This is a genomic window from Janthinobacterium sp. JF4 (assembly GCF_059617925.1).
The window spans coordinates 207,727-231,677 of the sequence record NZ_JCAQAV010000002.1; the positions used below are offsets into that span (position 1 = coordinate 207,727).

Below are 23,951 nucleotides of genomic sequence, written 5' to 3' on the forward strand. Positions count from 1 at the left end.
TGAATGATATGCTGCGCGCATGCCTACCGTACTGATTATTGACGACAATGCCGCCGTGGCCATCGCGCTGGACGTGCTGCTCTCCCTGCACGAAATCGACGCCGTGCGCGCCGCTTCGCCCGAGGAAGGCCTGCAGCTGCTCGAGCGCCACGCCATCGACCTGGTGGTGCAGGACATGAACTTCACGGCCGACACCACCTCGGGCGAGGAAGGCAGCGCGCTGTTCCACGCGATCCGCGCGCGCTACCCCGACCTGCCCGTGATCCTGCTGACGGCATGGACCCAGCTCGACGCGGCCGTCGACCTGATCAAGTCCGGTGCGGCCGACTACCTGGCCAAGCCATGGGATGACCGGCGCCTGATCGCTTCCGTGCAAAACCTGCTGGAACTGGGGCAGGCCAACCGCGCGCTGCGCCAGCGCGTGGTGGCCGAGCAGCGCCAGCGCCACGCCCTGGAACACGACTTCGACTTGCGCGGCATGGTGTGGCAAGACCCGGCCACCGAAAGAGTGGTGCACCTGGCGTGCCAGGTGGCGCGCGCCGACGTGCCCGTGCTCATTTCCGGGCCGAACGGCAGCGGCAAGGAACGCATCGCCGCCATCGTGCAAGCCAATTCGCAGGTCGCCAGCGGTCCCTTCGTCGTGCTCAATTGCGGCGCCGTGCCGGTCGAGCTGATCGAGGCGGAACTGTTCGGTGCCGAGGCGGGCGCCTACACCGGCATCACCCGCGCACGCGATGGCAAGTTCGACGCGGCCGACGGCGGCACCCTGTTCCTCGACGAAATCGGCAACCTGCCGCTGGCCGGGCAAATGAAACTGCTGCGCGTGCTGGAAACGGGACGCTTCGAGCGCCTCGGCTCGAACCGCGAGCGGCAAGTGAAAGTGCGCGTCATCAGCGCCAGCAACGCCGACCTGCCGGCGATGATCAAGGCCGGCACGTTTCGTGAAGACTTGTTCTACCGCCTGAACGTGATCGAACTGCGCCTGCCGCCGCTGGCCCAGCGCCCGCTCGACATCCTGGTGCTGGCGCGGCATTTCCTGGGCAGCGAAAAAACCCTGGACGCCCAGGCGCAGGCCACCCTGCTGGCCCACGGCTGGCCAGGCAATGTGCGCGAACTGAAAAACGTCATGCAGCGCGCCAGCCTGTTGACGGCCGGCTCGCTGATCGGCGCGCAGGAAACGGGCTTGCCGCTGGCGGGCGTGCCATCGCTGCATGCGCCGCAGGATGGCGCCGCGACGGAGCCGGACCGCGACAGCGTCGCCGCGGCCCTGGCACGCGCCCACGGCGTGGTGGCGCAGGCGGCACAGGAACTGGGGCTGTCGCGCCAGGCCCTGTACCGGCGCATGGAACGCCTGGGCATCGCGCGCGGCTGATGGCATACCGCCCCATGCGCCTTTCCCTGCTCACGCGCTGGACGTCGCTGATCGTCACCTTGCTGGTGCTGGGCATCGTCATCGCCCTGCTGCTCGGGCATTTTTTGCCTGGCCAGCCGCTGCTGGTGCTGGCGGGTACCCTGCTGTGCGTGCTGCCGGTGGCCGTCATCACCATCCGCGCGCAGCTGCAAGCGATGCTGTCGCTGTTTCGCGCCTTGAGCGGCACGGTGACGAGCTACCAGGACGGCGACTTCGGCTTCAGCTTGCGCTGGCCGCAGAACGATGAACTGGCCGACCTGGTGGCGGCCCACAATGCGCTGGGCGACGTGCTGCGCAAGCAGCGCCTGGACCTGGTGCAGCGTGAACTGCTGCTCGACACCATGGTGCAAAACACGCCGGTGGCCATGCTGCTGGTGGCCGAGGGCAGCGCCATCGTCTACGCCAACCTGGCCGCGCGCCAGTTGCTGCACCACGGCCGCCGGCTCGAAGGACGTCATCTGGCCGACATCGTGCGCGAGGCGGCGCCGGCCCTGGCCGAAGCGCTGGCACGCCGCAACGACGGCTTGTTTACCAGCGGCGAAGGGGAACAGGAAGAGGTGTATCACCTGGCGCGGCGCAGCTTCAGCCTGAACGGGCGCAAGCACGAACTGCTGCTGTTGCGCCAGCTGACCCTGGAACTGCGGCGCCAGGAAGTGCAGACCTGGAAAAAAGTCATCCGCGTCATCAGCCATGAACTCAACAACTCACTGGCGCCGCTGGCCTCGCTGGCCCATTCCGGCGCCGAGCTGGTGCGCCGCGGCCAGACGGAGCGCCTGCCGCAGATCCTGGCCACCATCGAGGAGCGCACGCGCCACCTGGAAACCTTCATCCTCGGCTATGCACGCTTTGCCAAGCTGCCCGCGCCGCGCCTGGCGCCGTGCGAATGGCAACCTTTCCTCGACGGCCTGGCCTCGCAGGCGGCCTTCACGCTGGACGGCGTACCGCCCGCACAGGCGGCCGTGTTCGATGCGGCGCAAATGCAGCAGGCGCTGCTGAACCTGCTCAAGAATGCGCTGGAATCCGGTTCGCGGCAAGAGCATATCGGCCTGCACGTCAGCCAGGCGCAAGGGCAGCTGCGCATCGAAGTGCGCGACCGCGGGCCGGGCATGAGCGGCGCCGTGCTGGAAAACGCCCTGGTGCCGTTTTATTCCACCAAGCGCAGCGGCACGGGACTTGGCCTGGCGCTGGCGCGCGAAATCGCCGAAGCGCATGGCGGACGCATCACCCTCGCCAACCGCGAAGGTGGCGGCCTGGCGGTAACCTTGATTCTTCCCTTGCTGGACAGAAATTAGTTACTGGCGTAACGATTTTTTCATCACACACTGCGCAATTATTTTTCGGTGCAATATTGATAATTAGAGTTTTTAATATTGCAACTTCGCGAGCACCATGCCCGTGTGTTAGAAATAAGCTATTTAAGTTTTCATAATGATATAAAAATAGCTGATTGACAATGAAATGTCTTGGCGATAATTTGTCAACGCGGTACGGTTTTTTTTGAAACATTAATCGTTTTTTCGCGGGGATAAACATGAAACTAAAATCACTCATCGCAGCGGCAGTACTGAGCGCTGCTTCCATCGGTAGCGCCAACGCCACCGCCTACGTGGTCAATCTCGTCAATACCACCGGCGATCTGTGGACAAGCGGTTTCAACGCCGTGCCCAGCCCGCTCGGCGACTTCACGGATACCTTTACGTTCACACCCAACGCGGTCTTCGGTTCCACCGCGCAAGCCTTCCTGGCCAACCTGTCCGTCACGGGCTCGGACAGTTCCTCCATCAGCTTCACCAGCGCCGACCTGAACGGCATAGGACTGACCGGCTTTGGTGGACCTACCGTCTTTGGCTATGCCCAGGGTGAAGTACTCGCACCAACGAGCATCCTGTTCAATGGCCCGCTGGTCCTGACCGTGATGGGCAACACCAAGGGCGGCAGCTATGGCGGCGTCTTCAACCTGAACCTGGCTCCCGTTCCTGAACCGGAAACCTATGGCATGCTGCTGGCCGGCCTGGGCATACTGGGCTTCCTGGCACGGCGCCGCAAGCAATCTTGATCGCCCCACCCAAAAGACGCCTCGGCGTCTTTTTTTTCATCCGGCTGCTAAACTGGCGCCATGACGACCGACTTTACCTCTACCAGCCATACCGCTTTCAGCCACCCGGGCCACCCGCCTGCCACCACCACCGAACACCGCGGCATCCGCTACCTGCACCTGGGGACCAAGTGGGTGCAGGGCGCCATGCGCCTGGACAAGCCCGACGCCATCGAGCTCGAATACGTGCAGATGATGATGATGTGGATGCTGTTCAAGACGCAGCCCAAACGCATCGTGCAGCTGGGCCTGGGCAGCGCCGCGCTGACCAAATTCAGCTACCGCCGCTTTCCCGACGCCGCGGTCACGGCCATCGAACTCAATCCGAACGTGATCGCCATCTGCGGCGCCCAGTTCGCGCTGCCGCCGAACGACGCGCGCCTCGACGTGCGTGAAATGAATGCGCTCGACTTCGTGCTCGATCCGGCCAACCACGGCACGGTCGATGCGCTGCAAGTGGACCTGTACGACGAGGACGCGCGCGGTCCCGTGCTCGACAGCCCCGAGTTCTACCAGGCCTGCCACGACTGCCTGACGGACGACGGCATCATGTGCACGAATGTCTTCGGCGACTTCCCCAACTACGACAAGAATTTGCAGGCGATGGAACTGGTCTTCGACGCCGTCGTCTGGGTGCCGGAGATGGAAGATGAAAACATCGTCGTTCTGGCCTTCAAAAAATCGCCATCGCTCGACTTCAGCGATTTATACGAACGCGCCGCCGCCATCAAGAAGCAGTTCAACCTGCCCGCCAAGAACTGGGTCAACGGCTTGAAGCAGTGGATGCAGAACCAGCAATAAGGTAGCTGCATCACGCCGGCAGCAGCGCGCCCAGGCGGCGCACCAGGCCATCCATGTTCTCGGCCGGCACCTGCGCATAACCGAGCAGGAAACCGTTCCAGCCGGCGCCCTCGCTCCTGCTCTCGCCCGTGCCATGCGCGGACAGGGCCAGCGCCACGATGCCGTCTTGCGCGGCGCGGCGGCTCAGCGCCAGGTCATCCCATGCGCTGTCGTGAAAACGCAGCGCCAGGTGCATGCCAGCCGTGCCGCCATGGATGGCCGCGCCCCCGCACGCATGGCGCTGCAAGGCCTCGCTCAAGGCGTCGCGCCGCTGGCGGTACAGGCGGCGCATGCGCCGCACGTGACGCGCAAACAGGCCGCTGCGCAGGAACTCGGCCAGCGCCAGCTGTTCGGCCACGCGGCCCCGCGCTGCGCCCTGCGCCTGCATCTGCGCGAAGGCCCCGGCCAGCGTGGCCGGCACGACGATAAAGGCGATGCGCAAGGCGGGAAACATGGTCTTGCTGAAGGTGCCCAGGTACACGACGGGCGCGTCGGCAACCAGTCCCTGCATGGCGGCCAGGGGCGGCCCGCCGTGGCGAAATTCGCTGTCATAATCGTCTTCGATGATCAGGGCGCCTGCGGCACGCGCGCGTTCGAGCAGCGCCATGCGGCGCGCGGGACTGAGCACGCTGCCCGTCGGATACTGGTGCGATGGCGTCGTGTAAATCAAGCGCGGCGGCGTATCGCGCCAGTCCTCGTCCGTCGGCGCGATGCCATCCATGTCGACGGCGATTCCGGTAACCTGCAAGCCGGCGCCACGGCCCGCCGCCAGCGCGCCGCCATAGCCGGGATGCTCGATCCATAAGGTATCGCCCTGGTCGGCGAAGGCGCGCAGGCAGACATCAAGGCTGCTTTGCGTGCCGTCCGTGATGAACACCTGGCCCGCATCGCAGACGACGCCGCGCGCGGCGCGCAGATGCTCGGCAATGGCCATGCGCAAGGACGGTTCTCCTGCAGGGTTGCCGTAATTGAGCTGGCGCGGCGTCAGCGCGCGCCATGCGCGGTCCAGCATGCGCCGCCACTGCGCCAGCGGAAATTCATCGAGCGCCGGCACGCCAGGCGCGAACGCGCCCATGGCGTCGGCAGGAAACACCACCGTCGCATTCCTGTCCTGTCCCGCCACGCCGCGTAAATGTTGTGCGCGGCGCGACAAGCCATCCTCGCTGCCGGCTGGCGGCGCCACCACCGGCTGGCCAACGTTGCCGGCGACGACGGTGCCGCGCCGGTCCGGCAAGACAAACCCTTCACTGGCCAGTTGCTCGTAGGCGTACAGCACGGTATTGCGCGCCAGTCCCAGTTCTGCCGCCAGCACGCGCGTGGCGGCCAGCCGCGTGCCTGGCGCCAGCTGGCCACCGCGGATCGCCGCGCGCAGGCATTCATGCAGCAGGCGCTGGCGCGGCCAGCCCCGCTCGCGGTGCGTGCGCTCGAATGCATTCAGCAGCAAAGCGAAATCCATGCGCCTCCCTTCATCGTGGCTCTACATTATTTATCAGTTCTGGATCTTTTTTCAGGGCCAGATGCCGATTATAGTGCGGCCTGTCTCTTCAACCAACCGGATTTCCGCCATGACCGCTACCGCCCTGCCTCCCAGCCCCCGTACCCGCGTGCGCCGCGTCGCCGAACTGGCCAGCTACGAGCAAGCCACCCTGTACGCCATCCTCGATGCCGCCTACCTGTGCCATATCGCCTTCCAGGACGAGCACGGAAACCATTGCATCCCGACCGCCTGCTGGCGCATCGGTGGCCACCTGTATATCCATGGCTCGAACGGCAGCCGCATGCTCAAGCAACTGCTGCGCGATACGGACGTGTGCGTGACGGTGAGCCATCTCGACGGCCTGGTACTGGCGCGCTCGGCCTTCAATCACACGATGAACTACCGCTCGGCGATGGTGTACGGGCAGTTTGAAAAAGTAAGCGATATCGGCCAGCAGCACGCGGCCATGGATGCGCTGATGGAAAAGCTGGCGCCGGGACGCCTGGCGCACGTGCGCGGCGGCAGCGCCAAGGAGTACGCGGCCACCACTGTGCTGCGCATCGCGCTCGACGAATGCGCCGTCAAGCAGCGCAAGGGCGGCCCGCTCGACGACGCGGGCGACATGGCGCATGCCGTCTGGACGGGCGAACTGCCTTTTACGCACGGCCGTGGCGCGGCCATCGCCGATGCGCTCAATACCAGCGCGCTGCCCGCGTATGCGGCCGCATGGAGTACGGAATCCGCTTGACCGGCCAGCGTGCTTGCCCGATGATCGGCGTTGATGGCGATCGCCACCAATTGAGCAACCGATCCAATGACGCATGGAGCATATGATGATGAAGCGAGTATCCCTGGCCGCGGCCCTGACGGTCATGCTGGCCTGCGGCGGCAGCGGTGCGGCACTGGCCGCCGATGCGGGCGACGCGGCCCTGAAGGCTGCCATCGCCGGCAGTGCGCGCACGCCGGCCAACGCGCTGCGCGACAGCGCCCGCCACCCGTATGAAACGCTGACGTTCTTCGGCATCAAGCCGACCATGACGGTGGTGGAACTGGCGCCCGGCGGCGGCTGGTACACGGAGATTCTGGCGCCCTACCTGCGCGATAACGGCAAGCTGATCGCCGCCGGCAACGACCCGCGGTCAAGCAGCGAAGGCGCACGCCGGGGCGCGGCGCGCTTCCAGCAAAAGCTCGATGCCAATCCCGCTGCTTTCGGCAAGGTGGAACTCGGCGCATTCGCGCCACCCACCACCTACCGCATCGCGCCCAAGGGCACGGCCGACATGGTGCTCACCTTCCGCAATATCCACAACTGGATACCGATCGGCGAAGCAGGCATGCAGACCCTGTTCAAGGAAGTCTATGACAGCCTGAAACCGGGCGGCGTGTTCGGCGTCGTCGAGCACCGCCTGCCAGCGAACAAGGCGCAGGACGCCACGGCCAGCAGCGGCTACCTGCACGAAGCGTATGTGATCAAGCTGGCCGAAGGCGCAGGTTTCAAACTGGCGGCCAAGTCGGACATCAACGCCAATCCGAAAGACACGGCGGACCACCAGGGCGGCGTCTGGGCGCTGCCGCCGACCTACGCCAACAAGGATGTCGATCGGGCCAAATACACGGCCATCGGCGAGAGCGACCGCATGACCCTGAAGTTCGTCAAGCCATAAAGAAAACGGCGGCGGGCCGATCCGGCGCGCCGCCATTGTCTTGTGCGCGCAACGCGCCTTACAGGTAAATGCCGTACACGCCGCACAGGCGCTTGACCAGGGTGCAGGAGCTGGCATCGCCGTCCACCACGCACGCGGTATAGGCTTCCTCGCAGGTTTCGCGGGTTGGCAAGGCATATGCGGAAGAACTGATGGCGCCGGCAAAACCGACGGCGGCACAAAAGACAAATACGGCTTTTTTCACATTGATCATTTTTATCCCATTCCCAAGAGTTGAGTCGTTCTAAAAACCACTGGAAGACAAAGACGCCAGCCGCCAGAAAGCGCCGGTCGACAGACGAATTTCATGGCGCACGAAAATAGTACCACCTAAAAAAGTTAGTAAATACGCAAACAAGAAAACAAGATAACGTTTCTTTTTCGTCCCATTTCATGGAATAAAAACCGGCCCGCCGCCTTCCTGCCGCACATTTGCATGGAAACAGGCGAAAAAAAACCGCAGCACAAGCTGCGGTTTTTGTATCGACACCTTATTTCTTCACTTCCTTCGGCTTCACCGGCACCAGGCTCAGGTCCTGGAAGTCGTAGCTGAAATCCGTCTCGGCCGACACGGGCGCCATTTTGACCCGGTCGATGCTGCCATCGGGATTGAGCGAGAACGTCACGTAGGCGTCGGCGTTGAAATTGCGCTCTTTCCAGCGCACGATGAAGGTGTCGTGCTGCCAGTGTTCCAGCTCGCCCGTCAGGTCCGGCGTGCGCGTGAAAGTGAGGATGTGTTTTTTCCCCTCCGGCTTGATGACGACCTTGCCATACCAGGCGTCTTCATACTCGCCGTCGTACGCCGCCAGCGGCAGCGATGGCTGCGATCTGGCCGCGCGCGCGCTCGATGCCTTGCCCTGCTTTTTCACTTCTTCGGCATGCTGGTCCTGCTCCACCTTGGCCACCAGCGCCAGCCAGTCCGACGGCGCCGCCTGCAGGTAATGGTCGAGGATGCGCCATTGCAGCGCCGTCATGGAACCGCCATTTTCCGCATTCGTGAGAATGGCCACGCCCAGCTTGGCTTCCGGCACCATCACCACGCGCGAATAAAATCCCTGCAGCGCGCCGCCGTGCATGGCGACCTTCATGCCCTTGTAGTCGCGCAGCTGGAAACCCAGGCCATACGCGCTGAAGTTCGGTTTTGTGGCGGCCAGCGGCGGTTTAGGCTCGGCAATCTTGATCGGCGTTTGCGCCGTCCACATCTCACGGGCCTGCTTTTCGCTGAACAGGCGCGCGTCCTTGCCATCCTTGTCTTTCACGCCGGCGATCTTGCCTTCGTCGAGCAGCACCATCATCCACTTGGCGATATCTTCCGCATTCGTGTTGATGCCGACGGCGCCCACGGCGTTCGGCACGGGCATGGATTTGACGGCGGCGATCTTGCCGTCGATCTTGCTGTGCGCATTGGCGACGTCGGGATTACCCACGTTTTCCGCCAGGCTGGTGGTGGTGCCCGTCATGCCCAGCGGCGCCAGGATGCGCTCATGCATGGCCTCGCCCCAGCTCTTGCCCGCCTTGTCGGCGATGATCTTGCCGGCCACGATATACAGCAGGTTATCGTAGGCATAGCTGTTGCGAAAACTCGTGGCCGGACGGATGTAGCGCAGCTTCTCGATGATCTCGTCGGTGGAAAACGTGGTGGTCGGCCACCACAGCAAGTCGCCCGCCCCCAGGCCCAGGCCACTGCGGTGCGTCAGCAAGTCGCGCACGGTCATGGCGCCCGTCACGTAGGAATCGTGCATCTGGAAGCCGGGCAAATGTTTGGTGACGGGATCGTCCCAGGCCAGCTTGCCATCGTCGACCAGCATGGCCAGCGCGGCAGCCGTGAAACCCTTCGAGTTCGATGCCACTTCAAACAGGGTCTGCGCATCGACGGCCGCCGGTTCGCCCAGCTTGCGCACGCCAAAGCCCCTGGCGGTGATGACCTTGCCATCCTTGACGATGGCGATCGCCATGCCGGGCACGTCGAACACTTTCAAGGCGGTGGCGACGTCACGGTCAAGATCGAAGGCGGGTGCCGGCACCGGCGCAGCGGCAACGACGGGTGCGGCGTCAAAAGCCAGCGCCGGCACAGTGATGCCGGAAAAAGCCAGCACGATGGCGGCAGCAAGACGGTTCATGGTATGCATGGTCAGGATGTCCAAATAAGGTTCAATGCGCTTGCGCGGCCATCAATTTATCGACGCTTTCCTGCGTCACCGGGTGGTAGCGCTCGCGCGCCTGCGCATACACGTCCTTGGCCCAGGCATGGCCTTGCGGCGTCTTCATCAAGGCGCTGTACAGGGGCACGACGAACTTCTGGCGGCCCACGCTCATCAGGAATGCCTGCAAGGGCTGGCGCACATCGTAGCCGGCGTTCACGGAGGCCAGGTAGAAGCGGTAAGCGACTTCATTGTTGCCGCTCTTGCCCACGCCGTAGACCTGGTCCAGTTCGCGCAATTGCGCCGCGCTGGCCTTGTTGTTGATGTCGTTCAGGAAGTGCATCGATTCGATGGCGATCCACTTGTCCATGCCCAGGTCCCTGGTGGACAGCTCGCCCTTGAGCCAGGCGTCGCGGTGCTGGTCGAGCAGCGCCAGGCGCGGCGAAACGACGCGCTGCGCGCTGGCCGGCACGCCGGTGCCATACAGCCATTCGTCGAGTTCCGCTTCCGGCATCACGTCCGGATGCTGCGCCAGCAGGTTCTTGCGCAGGTAGGCGATGAACTGCTCCGTCGTCACGCTCTGGAACGCGTGCTGGTCGAACCAGCCGCGCAGGAAGGGGTCGAACACGGCACGGCCGGCACGGCGCTCCATGGTGGCCAGGAACCAGGCGCCTTTCGGGTAGATGATGCCGTCGTCCGTGTACGTTTCGGCGGGATTGGCATCCGCTTCGCGCGTGATCAGCGCCGTTTTCGCCGCCGGCAATTCGCGGATCGAGGCGGCCAGTTCTTCCTGGTCGACCTGCACGCCCATCTGCGCCACTTCGCTGCCATACAACTGCTCGACGATGCGCGTGGTGACGTAGGTGGTGAAACCTTCGTTGAGCCACATGTGCTTCCACGAGGCGTTGGTGACCAGGTTGCCCGACCACGAGTGGGCCAGTTCATGCGCGATCAGGTCGACCAGGCTGCGGTCGCCCGCGATCATGGTCGGCGTGAGGAAGGTCAGGCGCGGGTTCTCCATGCCGCCGTAGGGGAACGATGGCGGCAGCACAATCATGTCGTAGCGACCCCAGCCATACGGGCCGTACAGCGCCTCGGCCGCCTGGATCATCTTTTCCGTGTCGGCCAGCTCGTATTCGGCCGCCTTGATGCGCGGCGGCTCGGCATACACGGCGGAGCGGGGGCCAAGTTTGCGCACTTCCAGTTCGCCGATGGCGATCGCCAGCAAGTACGAGGGAATCGGCTGCGGCATCCTGAATTTCCAGCCGCCCTTGCCCGTCGCCTTTTCATCATTCTCGGCGCTCATCACGACGCGCATGCCCGCTGGCGCATCGATGCGCGCGCTGTAGGTAAAACGCACGGCCGGCGTGTCCTGCGATGGCACCCACGAGCGGGCGTTGATGCTTTGCGACTGGCTGAACATGAAAGGCAGCTTGCCCGACATGGTCTGCTGCGGCGTGAGCCACTGCAGCGCGATGGCGTTCGGGGCCGTGTGATAGTAGACGCGCACCTTGCCCGGCTGGCCCGTGGTGGCGATGCGCAGCGCCTGGCCCTTTTCCGGGTCGGCCTTGTCGAGCTGGTACGGCGCCATCTGCCACGCGCCGCGCTTGTCCTGCACCTGCACTTTCGCGATCGACAGATCGCGCGTATCGAGCACCAGCGTGCGCGCCGCCGGATCGATCCAGTTCAAGGACAGCTCGGCATAGCCGGACAGGGTCTTTTGCTTGAAATCGGCTTTCAGGTCCAGCTGCAGGTCGCGCGTGCGCACCTGGTCGTAGCGCGCGTAGCTGAGGGGGTCGGCGTGCGCGGCCAGGGTCACCTGGCAAAGTAGCGCACAGCCCAGCGCGCGCAGGAAGGTCAAAGTTTGCATGGTCGTCTTTTGAATGATTTGCGAAAGCCCCGGTCCGTGTGCGCCGGGGCGTCGCGCAGAATAGCACTTCCGGCGCAGGCCGGCAGAAAAAAGCGCCGGACTGGCCGGCGCTGTTTCCCTATTTTGCTTCCGGCCTGGCCTCGGCCTTGGCCTCGGGCGTTTTCAGCGGCGTATTGAAATCCTTCATCAGGTTGTTCTTGTCGCGGTCCTGCTTGAACAATTCCAGGCGCGATGGCGTGATTTTTCTCGGCCAGGCGTTGTTGCTGGTGTCGATGTCGGCCGTCTCCCAGTACGGGTCCTGCACCAGCCCCACCATCGGCTCGTCCGTGATGATGACCTTGCTGATCTTGTGCGGCGCATGGCGCCACACTTCGGCCGGCACGCGCTCGACGATCTTCTTACCGCTTTTGAGTTCGATTTCCAGGATCAGCGGCATCACCAGGCCGCCCAGATTCGAAAAGTCGACCAGGTACAGGTGCTTGCCCATGTTGCGCTGTTCCAGCAGCTTTCTCTCCCACGACTCCAGCGTTTCCTGCTCTTCCGCATAGCTGTTGCGGTCCTTGTTGGTGACCGTGAATTCATCGTGGCGGTTATAGAAATCCTTCAGCGCCGGATCAACGTCGACCTTCTTCGGCAGCGCCTTGTTGCGCTGGTCCGAGATCGAGATGGGCTGCGCCGCCTTCTGCGCCTTCTTCCACGCTTTCTCGTCTTCCGGATTCTTCGTGCTCACGCCATATTCGCTGATGCCGTCGATGCTGATGTCGACCGCGTCGGTGGTATAGAACCAGCCGCGCCAGAACCAGTCCAGGTCCGTGCCGGAAGCGTCTTCCATGGTGCGGAAAAAGTCGGCCGGCGTGGGGCGCTTGAACTTCCAGCGCAAGGCATACTGCTTGAAGGCGAAGTCGAACAGTTCGCGCCCGAGGATGGTTTCGCGCAGGATGTTGAGCGCCGTGGCCGGCTTGTCGTAGGCATTCGCCGTGAACTGCAGCAAGGACTCGGAGTTGGTCATGATGGGCACCTGGTTCTGGCTGCGCATGTAGTCGACGATCTTGCGCGGTTCGCCATTCCAGGAAGGGAAATGCTCTTCCCACGCCTGCTCGGCCAGGTACTGCAGGAAGGAATTGAGGCCTTCGTCCATCCACGTCCACTGGCGCTCGTCCGAGTTGACGATCATGGGGAAATAATTGTGGCCCACTTCGTGGATGATCACGCCGATCAGGTCGTACTTGGCCGTCTTCGAGTAGGTGAGTTCCCCCGTCTTCTTGTCCTTCACGGGGCGCCCGCCATTGAACGCAATCATCGGGTACTCCATGCCGCCCACGGCGCCATTGACGGAAATCGCGTTCGGATACGGATAGTCGAAACTGTACTTGTTGTATTGCTCGATGGCGTGTACGACGGCGCGCGTGCTGTACTGCTGCCACAGCGGATTGCCCTCGTTCGGATAGTAGGACATGGCCATCACGCGCTTGCCGCCGCTATTCAGACCCTGCGCATCCCAGATGAACTTGCGGCTCGACGCCCACGCCACGTCGCGCACATTGGCCGCCTTGAAGTGCCAGGTTTTCATGCCCGTGGCGTTGCCCTTTTCCGCCGTCAGCGCCTCTTCCGGCGTGATCACCAGCAGCGGCGTATCGCTGCTCTTCGCCCGCGCCAGCCGCTCGCGCTGCACCGTGCTCAGCACGGCGGCAGGATTTTGCAGCTCGCCCGTGGCGGCCACCACGTGGTCGCCCGGCACCGTCAGGTACAGCTCGTAGTCGCCAAATTCCAGCGTGAATTCACCGGAGCCGAGGAACTGCTTGTGCTGCCAGCCGACGGCGTCGTAATACGCGGCCATGCGCGGGAACCACTGCGCGATCTGGAAAATCGCGTTCTTGTCGTCTTCAAAATATTCATAACCGGAGCGCTCGACCAGCACCTTCTGGTCATTGATCTGATACGACCAGTCGATGTTGAACGTGACGCTCTGGCCGGGCGCCAGCGCCACCGGCAGATCGATGCGCAGCATGGTCTGGTTGACGACATGCTGCAGCGACTTGCCGTTGGCCGCTTTCACGGCGGTGAGCTTGAAGCCGCCGTCAAATTCGCGGCCCGCATGGATGGCGCGCAAGTCCTCGAATTTCAGCGCTTCGTCTTCGTTGCCGCTCAACCAGGCCTGGCGCGAGGGTGCGCTCAGTACGCGGCGCTGGTCGGCATCCTGGCGCAAGCCATTCTGGTCCAGCTGCAGCCACAGATACGCGAGGCTGTCGGGCGAGCGGTTGTGATAGGTGATCTGTTCGCTGGCCGTGATGGCGCGCCCTGCCTCATCGAGCGTGGCGCGGATTACGTAATCGGCGCGCTGCTGCCAGTAGGCGTGGCCCGGCGCGCCGGACGCGGTGCGGTAGCTGTTCGGCGTGGGCAGCAGTTCTTCGAGCTGGCGGAACTTGTCGTCGAAGGGCGCGGCAGCGCACAGGCCGGGCAAGGGAGCAAACAAGGTCAGGCACAAGGCAAGCAGGCGAACGAGGAGCGGCATGGCGCATTCCATCTGGGAGTCGTGGACAGACTGCATTCTAAGTCGAGTCTGTTTTCAAATCGATCACTGTTGTCGAAGTCCCACACACCTGGCTGGGCCGCGCCCCGGCGGTAGTGGCGCCGGCGCGGGCATTGGCGTATGATGCGCCTCGAACATTGGGGAGTAGTCGTCCTGCGGTCCTGCCGTGGGAACCTGTATCAACATGATTGGCCCGCAGGCCATGGTGCAGGTGGTTGCAGAACTTGACGAGACCATTGATCCAGGGCGGCCGCATGGGCCGGAGTCGCCCGTGGATCATTGGTTAATTCGTCCGGCCCACGTACCTCTTGCAATCTCATGGAAGCATTCCTCATCTCCACCGGCATCGTCGGTCTCGCTGAAATCGGCGACAAAACCCAACTCCTGGCCTTTCTGCTGGCCGCCAAATTCCGCAAGCCCTTGCCCATCGTGCTGGCCATTCTCGTCGCCACCATCGCCAATCACGCGTTTGCCGCCGCCGTCGGCGCCTGGATCACCAGCATGCTGGGGCCCGACGTGCTGCGCTGGGTGCTCGGCGTCTCCTTCCTGGCGATGGCCGCCTGGACCCTGATCCCCGACAAGCTCGATGAAGACGAGACGAAGCTGGCCAGGTATGGCGTCTTCCTGACCACCCTGATCGCCTTCTTCATGGCGGAAATGGGAGACAAGACGCAGGTGGCCACGGTGGCGCTGGCGGCGCGCTACCACGACACCGTCTCCGTCGTGCTGGGCACCACCTTCGGCATGATGCTGGCCAACGTGCCGGCCGTCTACCTGGGCGACAGGATCGCCAACCGCGTGTCGCTGCGCCTCGTGCATGGCATTGCGGCGCTGGTGTTTGCCGTGCTGGGCGTGGCCACCCTGCTGGGCGCGGGCGCGGCCCTGGGCTTCTGACATCGCCTAAATAATTTCCCATTTACAATGTTCATGTCTATATTTACAATGTCGTCGACATGAACACTGGCGCGGTGCCACCTGGTGGCCGCCGCGCTGTCTTGAGGAATGTATGTATTTGAATGGAAACATGGCGGCGCTGTGCCTGGCCGCCTGCGCCTGCCTGCCCCACGCCGCCATGGCGGCACCCGCGAATCCTCCGACGGCATCGCAATCCGAACCCGAAGTAAGCACGCGCGACCTGCTGCTGTCCGGCGCCGGCCTGATCCTGCTGGCGGGCCGGCGCCGGCCCGAACACGCTACGTGGCAAGACCCGGCGCCAGATTTACACCAGCAATAACACCGCATACTCGCGGCCCTCGTCGCGCAGGGCGATGCTGTCGCCCTCCTGCGCCACGCCATCGAGCGACAGGCCCGCAGGCCGCCCCTGCGCCCGTTCCACCGTGATGGCATAGCTGCTGGCGCCGAAACGGTAATGCAGCTTGAAGCTGTCCCACTCGGCCGGCATGGTCGGCGCCATGCGCAGCACATTCGCTTCGCGCGTCAAGCCGAGCAGGGATTCGACGATCAGGCGGTACAGCCAGCCCGACGAGCCCGTGTACCAGCTCCAGCCGCCGCGCCCCACGTGCGGCGCCACGGCATACACGTCGGCCGTCACCACATACGGTTCCACCTTGTAGCGCGCTACCGCCTGCGCGTCAACGCCATGGCGCACGGGATTGATCATGCGCAGCAATTCCCACGCCTTTTCGCCATCGCCCATGCGGGCAAACGCCATCGCCGTCCAGATGGCCGCATGCGTGTACTGGCCGCCGTTCTCGCGCACACCCGGCACATAGCCACGGATATAGCCGGGATTGAGATCGGATTTGTCGAACGGCGGATCGAGCAGCTGGATCACTCCAGAGTCACGGCGCACCAGACGCGCATCGACCTGGCGCATGGCGCCGGCGACGCGCTCCTGGTTGGCCGCCCCCGACAGCACGCCCCAGCTTTGCGAAATCGAATCGATCTGGCATTCCTCGTTCGTGTGCGAACCCAATGGCGTGCCATCGTCGAAGTACGCGCGCCGGTACCATTCGCCATCCCACGCATGTTCCTCGACGTTGGCCGCCAGCTTCACGGCTTCGTCGCGGCAGAACCGGGCAAACGCCGCATCGCCGCGCAGCACAGCCACTTCGGCGAAACGCTGCAGCACTTCGTACAGGAAGAATGCCAGCCACACGCTCTCGCCCTTGCCATGCTCGCCCACCTTGTCCATGCCGTCATTCCAGTCGCAGGAACCCATCAGCGGCAAGCCGTGCACGCCCAGGCGCAGGCCATGGCGGATGGCGCGCACGCAGTGCTCGTACAGGTCTGCCGACTCGCCCGAGCGCACGGGCAAATCGTAATATGAATCCTCTTCCGGCTTGACGGCCCGCCCCTCGATGAAGGGCGCCACCTCCGACAGCACATTGACGTCGCCCGTGGCGATCACATAGCGGCAGGCGGCCAGCGGCAGCCACAGATAATCGTCGGAGCAATGCGTACGCACGCCCCGGTCCGACGGCGGATGCCACCAGTGCTGCACGTCGCCTTCGATAAACTGGTGCGCCGCGCACAACAGCAAGTGACCGCGCAGCAGCTGCGGCGCCGTGTGGATCATCGCCATCGCGTCTTGCAGCTGGTCGCGGAAACCGTAGGCGCCGCCCGACTGGTAATAGCCGCTGCGCGCCCACAGGCGGCAGGCGATGGTCTGGTACATCAGCCAGCCATTGGCGATCACGTCGAGCGACGGATCGGGCGTCTCGATGCGCACGGCCCCCAGGGTACTTTCCCAGTGCGCGCGTACCGCATCGAGCGCACCGCGGGCCGCTTCCTTGCCCGCATGGCGCTGCACCATGGTGCTGGCGTCGGCATTGCGGCGCCCGCCCACGCCGAGCAGGAAGACGATTTCGCGCTCCTGCCCGGGCTGCAGCTCGAACGGTACCTGGATCGCCGCGCACGGGTCCAGCCCCGTGCCCGCCTTGCCGGACAGGCGCACGCGGCGCAAGGCGGCCGGCTGCGCCAGACTGCCATTGCGGCCGATGAATTCATTGCGGTCGCAGGTAATCGAACGGATGCTGGCATCCGTATTGAAGAAGCCGACCCGGCCCGAAAACTCCGTATTGTAGTTATTGCGCGCAAACAGGGCGCCGCTGATCGTGTCGACCTCGGTGGCCACGTGCATGCCGGACTTGGCGCGCAAATCGGCCATCACCCATTCCACATAACCGGTGACGGACAGGCGGCGCGGCACGCCGCTGTCGTTGCGCACCTTGATCACCGAATACTTGACGGCCGCATCGAGCGCCACATACGTGCACAGTTCCGTGGCGATGCCGCCCTCGCTGTGTTCAAACACGCTATAGCCGAAGCCGTGGCGCGTCACGTAGTCGCCGCTGCCGCGCGCGGGCAGGGACGAGGGCGACCAGAACTGGCCAGTTTGCTCGTCGCGCACATAAAACGCTTCGCCGGACAGGTCGGACACAGGGTCGTTCTGCCATGGCGTGAGGCGGAATTCATGCGCATTCTCGCTCCACGTATACGCCTGGCCGGCTTCGGACACCACCGTGCCGAATTGCGCATTGGCCAGCACGTTCGACCACGGCGCCGGCGTCTGCTTGCCTTCTCCCGTGGTGATCACATATTCGCGCCCGTCGGGCGTGAAGCCGCCGAGGCCATTTTCCAGGATCAACTCGCGCTTTGTCGCCCGGTGCGGCACGCCGCCCTGTTCGCGGGCCGGATCCTGCAGCAGCGGCGGCATGCGCAGCACGGGGCTCGGTGGACGCTTGACCTGCTCGGCCAGGGTGCCGCGCAAGTCGCTGATGATGGCGCGCGCCACCGACTGCAGCAAGATGCGGTCTTCGTTGGCGATCTGCTCGGCCAGGCGCACGAAGATGCCACCCGGGCGGTCGATCGCCTGCGCATCGATGCCCGAGGCGATCAAACCCATGATCTGGTCGTGCAGCAGCTGGCGGTAGCCCGATTGTTCTTCGTACCAGATCACCAGATCCACGATCAGCCCCTTCAGGCGCCAATAGGCATGCGCCTGCACCATCTGGCGCGCCAGTTCGATATTGGCCGCGTCGCGTATCTGCAGCAGCACGATGGGCAAGTCGCCGGAAATGGCATACGCCCACAGCCCGGACTGGCCGCGCTGGTTCTTGATCAGGATGCTGGCCTCGGCGCGCAGGGTCGCATTCGGGTAGATCACGGCATTGGCCAGGCGCGCATACAGCTGCGCGTCCGCTTCGCTGGCATTCAACTGGCGCAGCACCACCTGGCTGTGCGTCCAGGCCAGTTCGAACACGCGGTCGGCCAGATGGCGGTCCTGGTATTTGTCGATCAGGTGCAGCGCCGCCTCGCGCTGCTCCACCATGCCGGTCACGCTGTCGACGGTGACGGCCTGGTCGGGTTCGAGGGTGATGACGTAGCGGATGGCCACGATGGGGTCGAGCACGGAGCCGTGGCCGCCACTGAGTGGCCCGCTGTCCTGCAGCGCCTGCGGCAGCTGCGCCGTGTTGCCGCGGCCGACGAAGCGCGCGCGGTCCGTCTCGAACGATACTTCGTAGCGGTCGATATCATGCACGGTCATCACATGCAGCAGCCACGGCATCTGCTCATCTTTCGAGCGGGGACGCCGCGTGCATAAAATCGCATTTTCATGCGCAAGGATTTCCGTCTGCACGAACAGCTTGCTGAACGCGGGATGGGCCGCATCGGCCGCTGCCGGCGCCATCACCACTTCGGCAAAACTGGTGATCTCGATGCGCCGCTGGCGGTTCGAATTATTGCTGATGCGCGTGCGGCGGATTTCAATATCGTCCTCGGGCGAGACGACAATTTCCGTGTACAGGTCCAGGCCATGGTCGGCCCGGCGAAATTCCGCCCGCCCCTCGGAAAAAATCACTTCGTATTTCTTCGGTTCCACCAACGTCGGCTGGTACATGGTGGACCAGACGGCGCCGTCGTCGAGGTCGCGCAGATAGCAGAAATTGCCCCAGTTATCGCGCGTGCAGTCCTCGCGCCAGCGCGTCACGGACAGGTCTTTCCAGCGGCTGTAGCTGCCGCCCGCATTGCTCACCATGACGTGGTAGCGGCCATTCGACAGCAGCTGCGTTTCCGGCACGGCGCTGTTGGCTTGCGTGAGGATGCGCATCGGCATGGCCTGCTCGGACGCGCCGCTGCGCAGCACGGCCAGCTCGGCCGTGTTCGAGTAAAACGCGCCGGCCTGCGGCGTGCGTTCCTGCAGCACCAGCAAGGCCGATTGCAGCAGCGGATCGGACTCGAAGCGGCGCTGCATCGGGCGATCGTGCAGCAGATAGCTGAGGGCCAGGAAACCCATGCCTTGGTGATGCACCATGAAGGAACGGATGATGGCGCTGCCCTGCCCGCGCGGCAGGCGCGCGGTGGTGAAATCGATGGCTTCAAAAAAGCCGTAGCGGCCCATGTAGCCGGCTGCCTGCATGCGCTGCAGGTTCTGGCACGACGCTTCCGGCTGCACCATCAGGCCCATCATGCTGGCATACGGCGCCACCACCAGGTCGTCGGCCAGGCCCCGCTTCAGGCCCAGTCCCGGCACGCCAAAGGCGCGGTATTGGTAATTCAGGCTGGCGTCGACCGTGTTGTAGCCGGACTCGGAAATCCCCCATGGCACGTCGCGCTGGCGGCCATAGTCGATCTGCGCCTCGATGACGGAGTGGTAGGTCTGGTCAAGCAGGGTATTCGGGTAGTTCGGCATCACCAGCAGCGGCATCAGGTACTCGAACATCGAGCCGCTCCACGACAGCAGCACGGGCTGGCCGGCCACCATGCACAGCTGGCGGCCGAGGGCAAACCAGTGTTCCTGCGGCAGCTGGCCCTGGGCGATGGCGATGAAGCTGGCCAGGCGCACTTCGGAAGCGAGCAAATCGTAGTAGCTGGGGTCGAGGCGCCGCTCGCTGACGTTGTAGCCGATGGCCAGCAGTTTTGTCGATGGGTTGTACAGGAACGCGTATTCGATCTGCGCGAAGTCGCGCGCCTGGCCCGCCGCATGGGCGATGTCGCGCATGTGGCGGCCCGCCTGTTCGCGGCCCTGCGCCAGCAAGGCTGCCAGCTCGGAAGGCAGGCCTTCCGGCGCCTCCAGGCTCGCCAGTTCGCGCAGGGTCGGCACGCGCATCAGCGCCGCATCGATACCCGCCTGCGCCGCCCACGGCGCCAGTTGCAGCAATTCGGCCAGCGCCGCGCGGCACTGGCGCGCCAGCGCGCCGCTCCACATGGACAGCTCGCCATCCTCGCTTTGCAAGGTCAGCGACAGCAGCGCGTCGGCGGCGCCATTCGCGGCGCCCAGGTAGGCATGCCATTCGGCCAGGCTGGCGGGCGCGGCCTGCGCCTGCAGCAGGCTCATGCTCTCGCGCATGGCCTTGCCTTCGCCTTCGGCGGCGATGAATTCCTGCAGCACCTGCGCCGTCGTGCGGATGCCCTGCACCACCTGCGCGCCGATGATGGGCGCGTCGTACAGTTCCACCAGCCCAGGCTGCAAGGTCAGCAGATGGCCGGCCAGGTTGCCACTGTCGACCGTCGAGATGTACATCGGTTGCAGCGCCGTCAGGGTCTGCGTGTCGTACCAGTTGTAGAAGTGGCCCTGGAAACGCTCCAGCTCACCCATGCTGTGCAGGGTGGCGCGGCTGCGCTCGATCAACTGGCCCAGCGTGAGATAGCCGAAATCGTAGGCCGTCAGGTTGGCCAGCAAGGCCAGGCCGATGTTCGTCGGCGAGGTGCGGTGCGCCACGACCAGGTTCGGATGCTCCTGCATGTTATCGGGCGGCAGCCAGTGGTCATCGGGCCCGACGAAGGTGTCGAAATACGCCCAGGTCTTGCGCGCCACGCCATGCAGGAAACGTCCCTGTTCGGCCGACAGGCGCGCCACGGCGCGCTCGATGGGGCGGCTGATCCACCAGGCGATGGCGGGCGCGGCCAGCCACAGCAGCAGCACCACGGCCGCCGCTGGCAACGCTTCAGGGCGCCAGGTCAGCAGGGCGCCGAAGGTGGCCAGCGCCAGCGCGGGCGAGCACCACATGGCGCGCCAGCTGTCGGCCTGCGAACCTGACGATACATGCAGGTTCGAGGCGCGCCAGTCGAGCAAGTGCTTGTGCGACACGCCCAGGCGCCACAGCGTGCGCGCGATGGCGTCCAGGCTGATCCACGCTTCGTACGGCAGGAAGACGAGGGTCAGCATGGCGTGCGAAAACTGCACGCCGCAGCGCCGCTCGAAAGCGGCCAGGTGCTGGCGCCACAGGGTGTCGCGTGGTTTACGCAGCAAATCGTACAGGGCCGAGAAGACGGGCGGCAGGAAGATGATGGCCAGCACGGCCGCGCTCCAGAAGGCCACGTGTGGCAAGAATCCCCACGCCAGCAGCAGCGACAGGGTGGTGGCCGGCGCCACGATGCTGCGGCGCAGGTTGTCGAACAGCTTCCAGCGCGACAGCATCGACAGGGGATTGCGTTCGCGCTTGCCGGCGCGGCCCGGCACCCTGCCCAGCAGCCAGCCCACCAGCTGCCAGTCGCCGCGGATCCAGCGCTGGCGCCGGCTCACGTCGGCGTCGTAGCGGGCCGGGTACTCCTCGTACAGCTGCGAGTCACTCAGCAGGCCGGCGCGCAGGTAGCAGCCTTCGAGCAGATCATGGCTGAGGATTTTATTGTCGGGCAGGCGCTGCCCCAGCACGCGCTCGAACATGTCGAGATCATAGATGCCCTTGCCGATGAAGGAGCCTTCATAAAACACGTCCTGGTACAGGTCCGAGACGGTGCGCGTGTAGGGGTCGATGCCCGGCTCGCCGCCGCACAGCAGCTCGTAGCGCGAGGCGTTCGCGCTGGGCAGCGCCACGGCTACGCGCGGCTGCAGGATGCCGTAGCCGGCCACCACGCGCGTGCCGGCCGCGTCGAGCACGGGGCGGTTCAGCGGGTGCATCATGGTGGCGATGAATTCGCGCGCCGCGTCGCGCGGCAGTTGCGTATCCGTGTCGAGCGTGATCACGTATCTGATCGTGCGCAGGCCGCGCAACTCGCCTTCCACCAGCGAGAATTTGTCGCGCGCGCCGCCGCGCAGGAAGGCGTGCAAGTCGGACAATTTGCCGCGCTTGCGCTCCTGTCCCATCCACGCATTCTGCTGCGAATTCCACAGCCGTGGGCGGTGCAGCAGCAGGAACGGCGCTACCTGGCCCAGTTCTTCGGGATCGGCCCGGCCGCCGTTGTCATTGACCTCCGCGCCCTCGACGCGGTATTTCTCGTTCAAGCCATGGATGGCCTCCTGCGCCTGGCGCAGCAAGGCTTCGTCGCCGGGCATCGTTTGCGCATCGGCGTCGACAAAGTCCGTCAGCAGGCAGAAACGCAGGTTCGGATCGCGGTTGGACAGGTAGCGTACTTCCAGCGCCTCGCACAGGGCCGCCACGTTCTGCTGGCTGTAGATCAGGGTAGGCACCACGACGATGCCGCACGCGTCCGACGGAATGCCGGCCTGGTAATCCATGCGCGGCAGCGGATGCGGCGCCGTCATCAGGGTCGCCAGCCAGTTCACCACGGCCACGGCCAGCTGGCTGCTGCCCAGCAGCGCCAAGGCGCCCAGCGCCGCCAGGGGCCAGCCCTGCACGCCATGGCGCACGGCGCGTTCGAGCAGCAGCGCGCTCGTCGCCAGGGTCAGGAAGCAGATGGCGCCCAGGTAGACGGCCAGCGGCGCGGCGCGCGCCGTCTGCTGCAGCGCCTCGCTGAAGGGCAGCTTCGCGCCGGCCTGCTTTTCCAGCACCAGCACGCCGCGTCCCACCAGGTAAAAGCCGATGTGGCCGCGGCGCGCATCGTTGCCGTTGCCATGCGTGTGCGCCAGTTGCACCACCATCTCGGCCACGTCCACTTCACTGCGCGCGCTGCGCTTGGCGATGCGTTCGATGGCGTGACGGTAGCTGTCGCGCGTGGCGAAATCCATCAAGCCATAGGTACCGGCCGGGTCCAGGCGCAAGGTTTGCTCGACCACGCTCATGGTTTCGACGAATTCCTGCCAATCCATGGTGCCGAGAAAACGCAGGCTGCCGATACTGTTGGCGATCGATACCTGGTCGGCCGCCTGCTGCCCGATCTCGGATTGGATCTGCTGCTCGATGGTGAGGCCCGACTCGGCCAGCTTGTGCGTCAGCCAGGACAGCGCCAGGGTCAGCGAGGAACTTTGTCCCTGCAGGCGGCGCGACAATTCGGCCACGAAGGCGCTGGTCATCGGCGGATTCGAGCGGGCCATGTCGGCTACCAGCAGGATCAAGCCGCTGGGATTGCGCTCGGCGATGTCCGTCATCTGGTCGGCCCAGGTATTGGCCAGGTCGCGCTGCATGCGGTCGTCGGCCACGCGCGCGGCGACACGGCGCAGGTTTTCGATCAGGGCCAGGCGCAGCATGATGGGCACGGCCCACAGTTCACCCAAGGTCAAGGTGGCCACGTCCTGGTAAGCCTCGATGAAATGGCACAGGTTTTCCAGGTCGACCCGGCCATCGCCATGCGAGATGATTTCCAGCGCGATCTTGTACACGCGCGGACAACCGGCGTCGGGACCCGACGTCAACCGTGGCAGCTCCTTGCTGTAGTTCTTCGGCAAATGGCGCCGCGTGGTGCGGATCTGCTCTTCGATCAGGTAAAAATTATCGAGCAGCCATTCCGAGGCGGGCGTGACCTGCCGCCCGCTCTTCACAGTGGCCGTCAGCTCGTTGACGGTGGCCGTGATCAGGGCCGCATTGTCGGCCAGGCGCGCCAGCAGGCGGTCGCGGCCGTGATGCCGTCCTACCGCATGGCCTGCGGCCACGTGCTTGCCGTGGGCGGCCATCTGCATGGCGCTGAATAATTCGGAACGCAGAGGCAAGGCATCGTCGCGCGCGGCGTCGAAGGTGTCCGGTGCAAGGGAATGCTCGCGGAAGATTTCCTTGAATTTGGAAATCTGTTGTTTGATCTGCTGC

14 protein-coding genes and 1 riboswitch are annotated in these 23,951 nt (G+C 64.6%); of the genes, 8 read left to right on the forward strand and 6 right to left on the reverse strand.

Annotated features, from left to right (window positions below; translation table 11 throughout):
• Positions 1-19: 19 nt before the first annotated feature.
• From AC54AF_RS02795 to AC54AF_RS02810, 4 genes are all read left to right on the forward strand, one after another.
• Positions 20-1,372, forward strand: a complete 1,353-nt coding sequence (locus AC54AF_RS02795; protein ID WP_131689167.1) for a sigma 54-interacting transcriptional regulator — start codon at positions 20-22, stop codon at positions 1,370-1,372.
• A gap of 14 nt (positions 1,373-1,386) precedes the next feature.
• Complete coding sequence (locus AC54AF_RS02800; protein WP_496635213.1) at positions 1,387-2,703, forward strand: sensor histidine kinase; 1,317 nt, start codon at positions 1,387-1,389, stop codon at positions 2,701-2,703.
• Positions 2,704-2,942: 239 nt separating this feature from the next.
• Positions 2,943-3,467, forward strand: a complete 525-nt coding sequence (locus AC54AF_RS02805; RefSeq protein ID WP_496635215.1) for an FxDxF family PEP-CTERM protein — start codon at positions 2,943-2,945, stop codon at positions 3,465-3,467.
• A gap of 60 nt (positions 3,468-3,527) precedes the next feature.
• Positions 3,528-4,307, forward strand: a complete 780-nt coding sequence (locus AC54AF_RS02810) for a spermine/spermidine synthase domain-containing protein (protein WP_496635217.1) — start codon at positions 3,528-3,530, stop codon at positions 4,305-4,307.
• A gap of 10 nt (positions 4,308-4,317) precedes the next feature.
• Here the strand turns inward: AC54AF_RS02810 and pdxR are convergent, their stop codons facing one another.
• Complete coding sequence (gene pdxR / locus AC54AF_RS02815; RefSeq protein WP_496635219.1) at positions 4,318-5,802, reverse strand: MocR-like pyridoxine biosynthesis transcription factor PdxR; 1,485 nt, start codon at positions 5,800-5,802, stop codon at positions 4,318-4,320.
• A 109-nt stretch (positions 5,803-5,911) separates the two neighbouring features.
• Between pdxR and AC54AF_RS02820 the strand changes: the two genes are divergently transcribed.
• Both AC54AF_RS02820 and AC54AF_RS02825 read left to right on the forward strand, forming a co-directional pair.
• The gene (locus AC54AF_RS02820; protein WP_496635221.1) at positions 5,912-6,571 is read left to right on the forward strand and encodes a pyridoxamine 5'-phosphate oxidase family protein; all 660 of its coding nucleotides are present in this window, start codon (positions 5,912-5,914) and stop codon (positions 6,569-6,571) included.
• Between the two features lie 85 nt (positions 6,572-6,656).
• Complete coding sequence (locus AC54AF_RS02825) at positions 6,657-7,487, forward strand: class I SAM-dependent methyltransferase (protein ID WP_496635223.1); 831 nt, start codon at positions 6,657-6,659, stop codon at positions 7,485-7,487.
• Between the two features lie 58 nt (positions 7,488-7,545).
• Here the strand turns inward: AC54AF_RS02825 and AC54AF_RS02830 are convergent, their stop codons facing one another.
• The 4 genes from AC54AF_RS02830 to AC54AF_RS02845 all read right to left on the reverse strand — a co-directional run bounded on the left by AC54AF_RS02830 (position 7,546) and on the right by AC54AF_RS02845 (position 14,049).
• Complete coding sequence (locus tag AC54AF_RS02830; protein WP_496635225.1) at positions 7,546-7,740, reverse strand: hypothetical protein; 195 nt, start codon at positions 7,738-7,740, stop codon at positions 7,546-7,548.
• A 277-nt stretch (positions 7,741-8,017) separates the two neighbouring features.
• Positions 8,018-9,655, reverse strand: coding sequence for a serine hydrolase (locus tag AC54AF_RS02835; protein ID WP_496635227.1), 1,638 nt, complete (start codon positions 9,653-9,655; stop codon positions 8,018-8,020).
• 22 nt (positions 9,656-9,677) lie between these two features.
• A complete protein-coding gene (locus AC54AF_RS02840; protein ID WP_496635229.1) occupies positions 9,678-11,537 on the reverse strand; it encodes a M1 family metallopeptidase in 1,860 nt (619 codons plus the stop codon).
• 118 nt (positions 11,538-11,655) lie between these two features.
• Positions 11,656-14,049, reverse strand: a complete 2,394-nt coding sequence (locus AC54AF_RS02845; RefSeq protein ID WP_496635230.1) for a M1 family metallopeptidase — start codon at positions 14,047-14,049, stop codon at positions 11,656-11,658.
• Positions 14,050-14,194: 145 nt separating this feature from the next.
• A riboswitch (yybP-ykoY riboswitch) is annotated at positions 14,195-14,364 on the forward strand.
• A gap of 21 nt (positions 14,365-14,385) precedes the next feature.
• Between AC54AF_RS02845 and AC54AF_RS02850 the strand changes: the two genes are divergently transcribed.
• Entirely contained in the window at positions 14,386-14,961 is a 576-nt protein-coding gene (locus tag AC54AF_RS02850) for a TMEM165/GDT1 family protein (RefSeq protein WP_496635232.1), read from the forward strand.
• A gap of 112 nt (positions 14,962-15,073) precedes the next feature.
• Positions 15,074-15,301, forward strand: a complete 228-nt coding sequence (locus AC54AF_RS02855; protein WP_496635233.1) for a hypothetical protein — start codon at positions 15,074-15,076, stop codon at positions 15,299-15,301.
• Here AC54AF_RS02855 and AC54AF_RS02860 read toward each other — a convergent pair.
• Positions 15,287-23,914: a glycoside hydrolase family 94 protein gene (locus AC54AF_RS02860; RefSeq protein ID WP_496635437.1), complete on the reverse strand. Its 8,628-nt coding sequence runs from the start codon at positions 23,912-23,914 to the stop codon at positions 15,287-15,289. The genes AC54AF_RS02855 and AC54AF_RS02860 overlap by 15 nt on opposite strands.
• Positions 23,915-23,951: the final 37 nt, after the last annotated feature.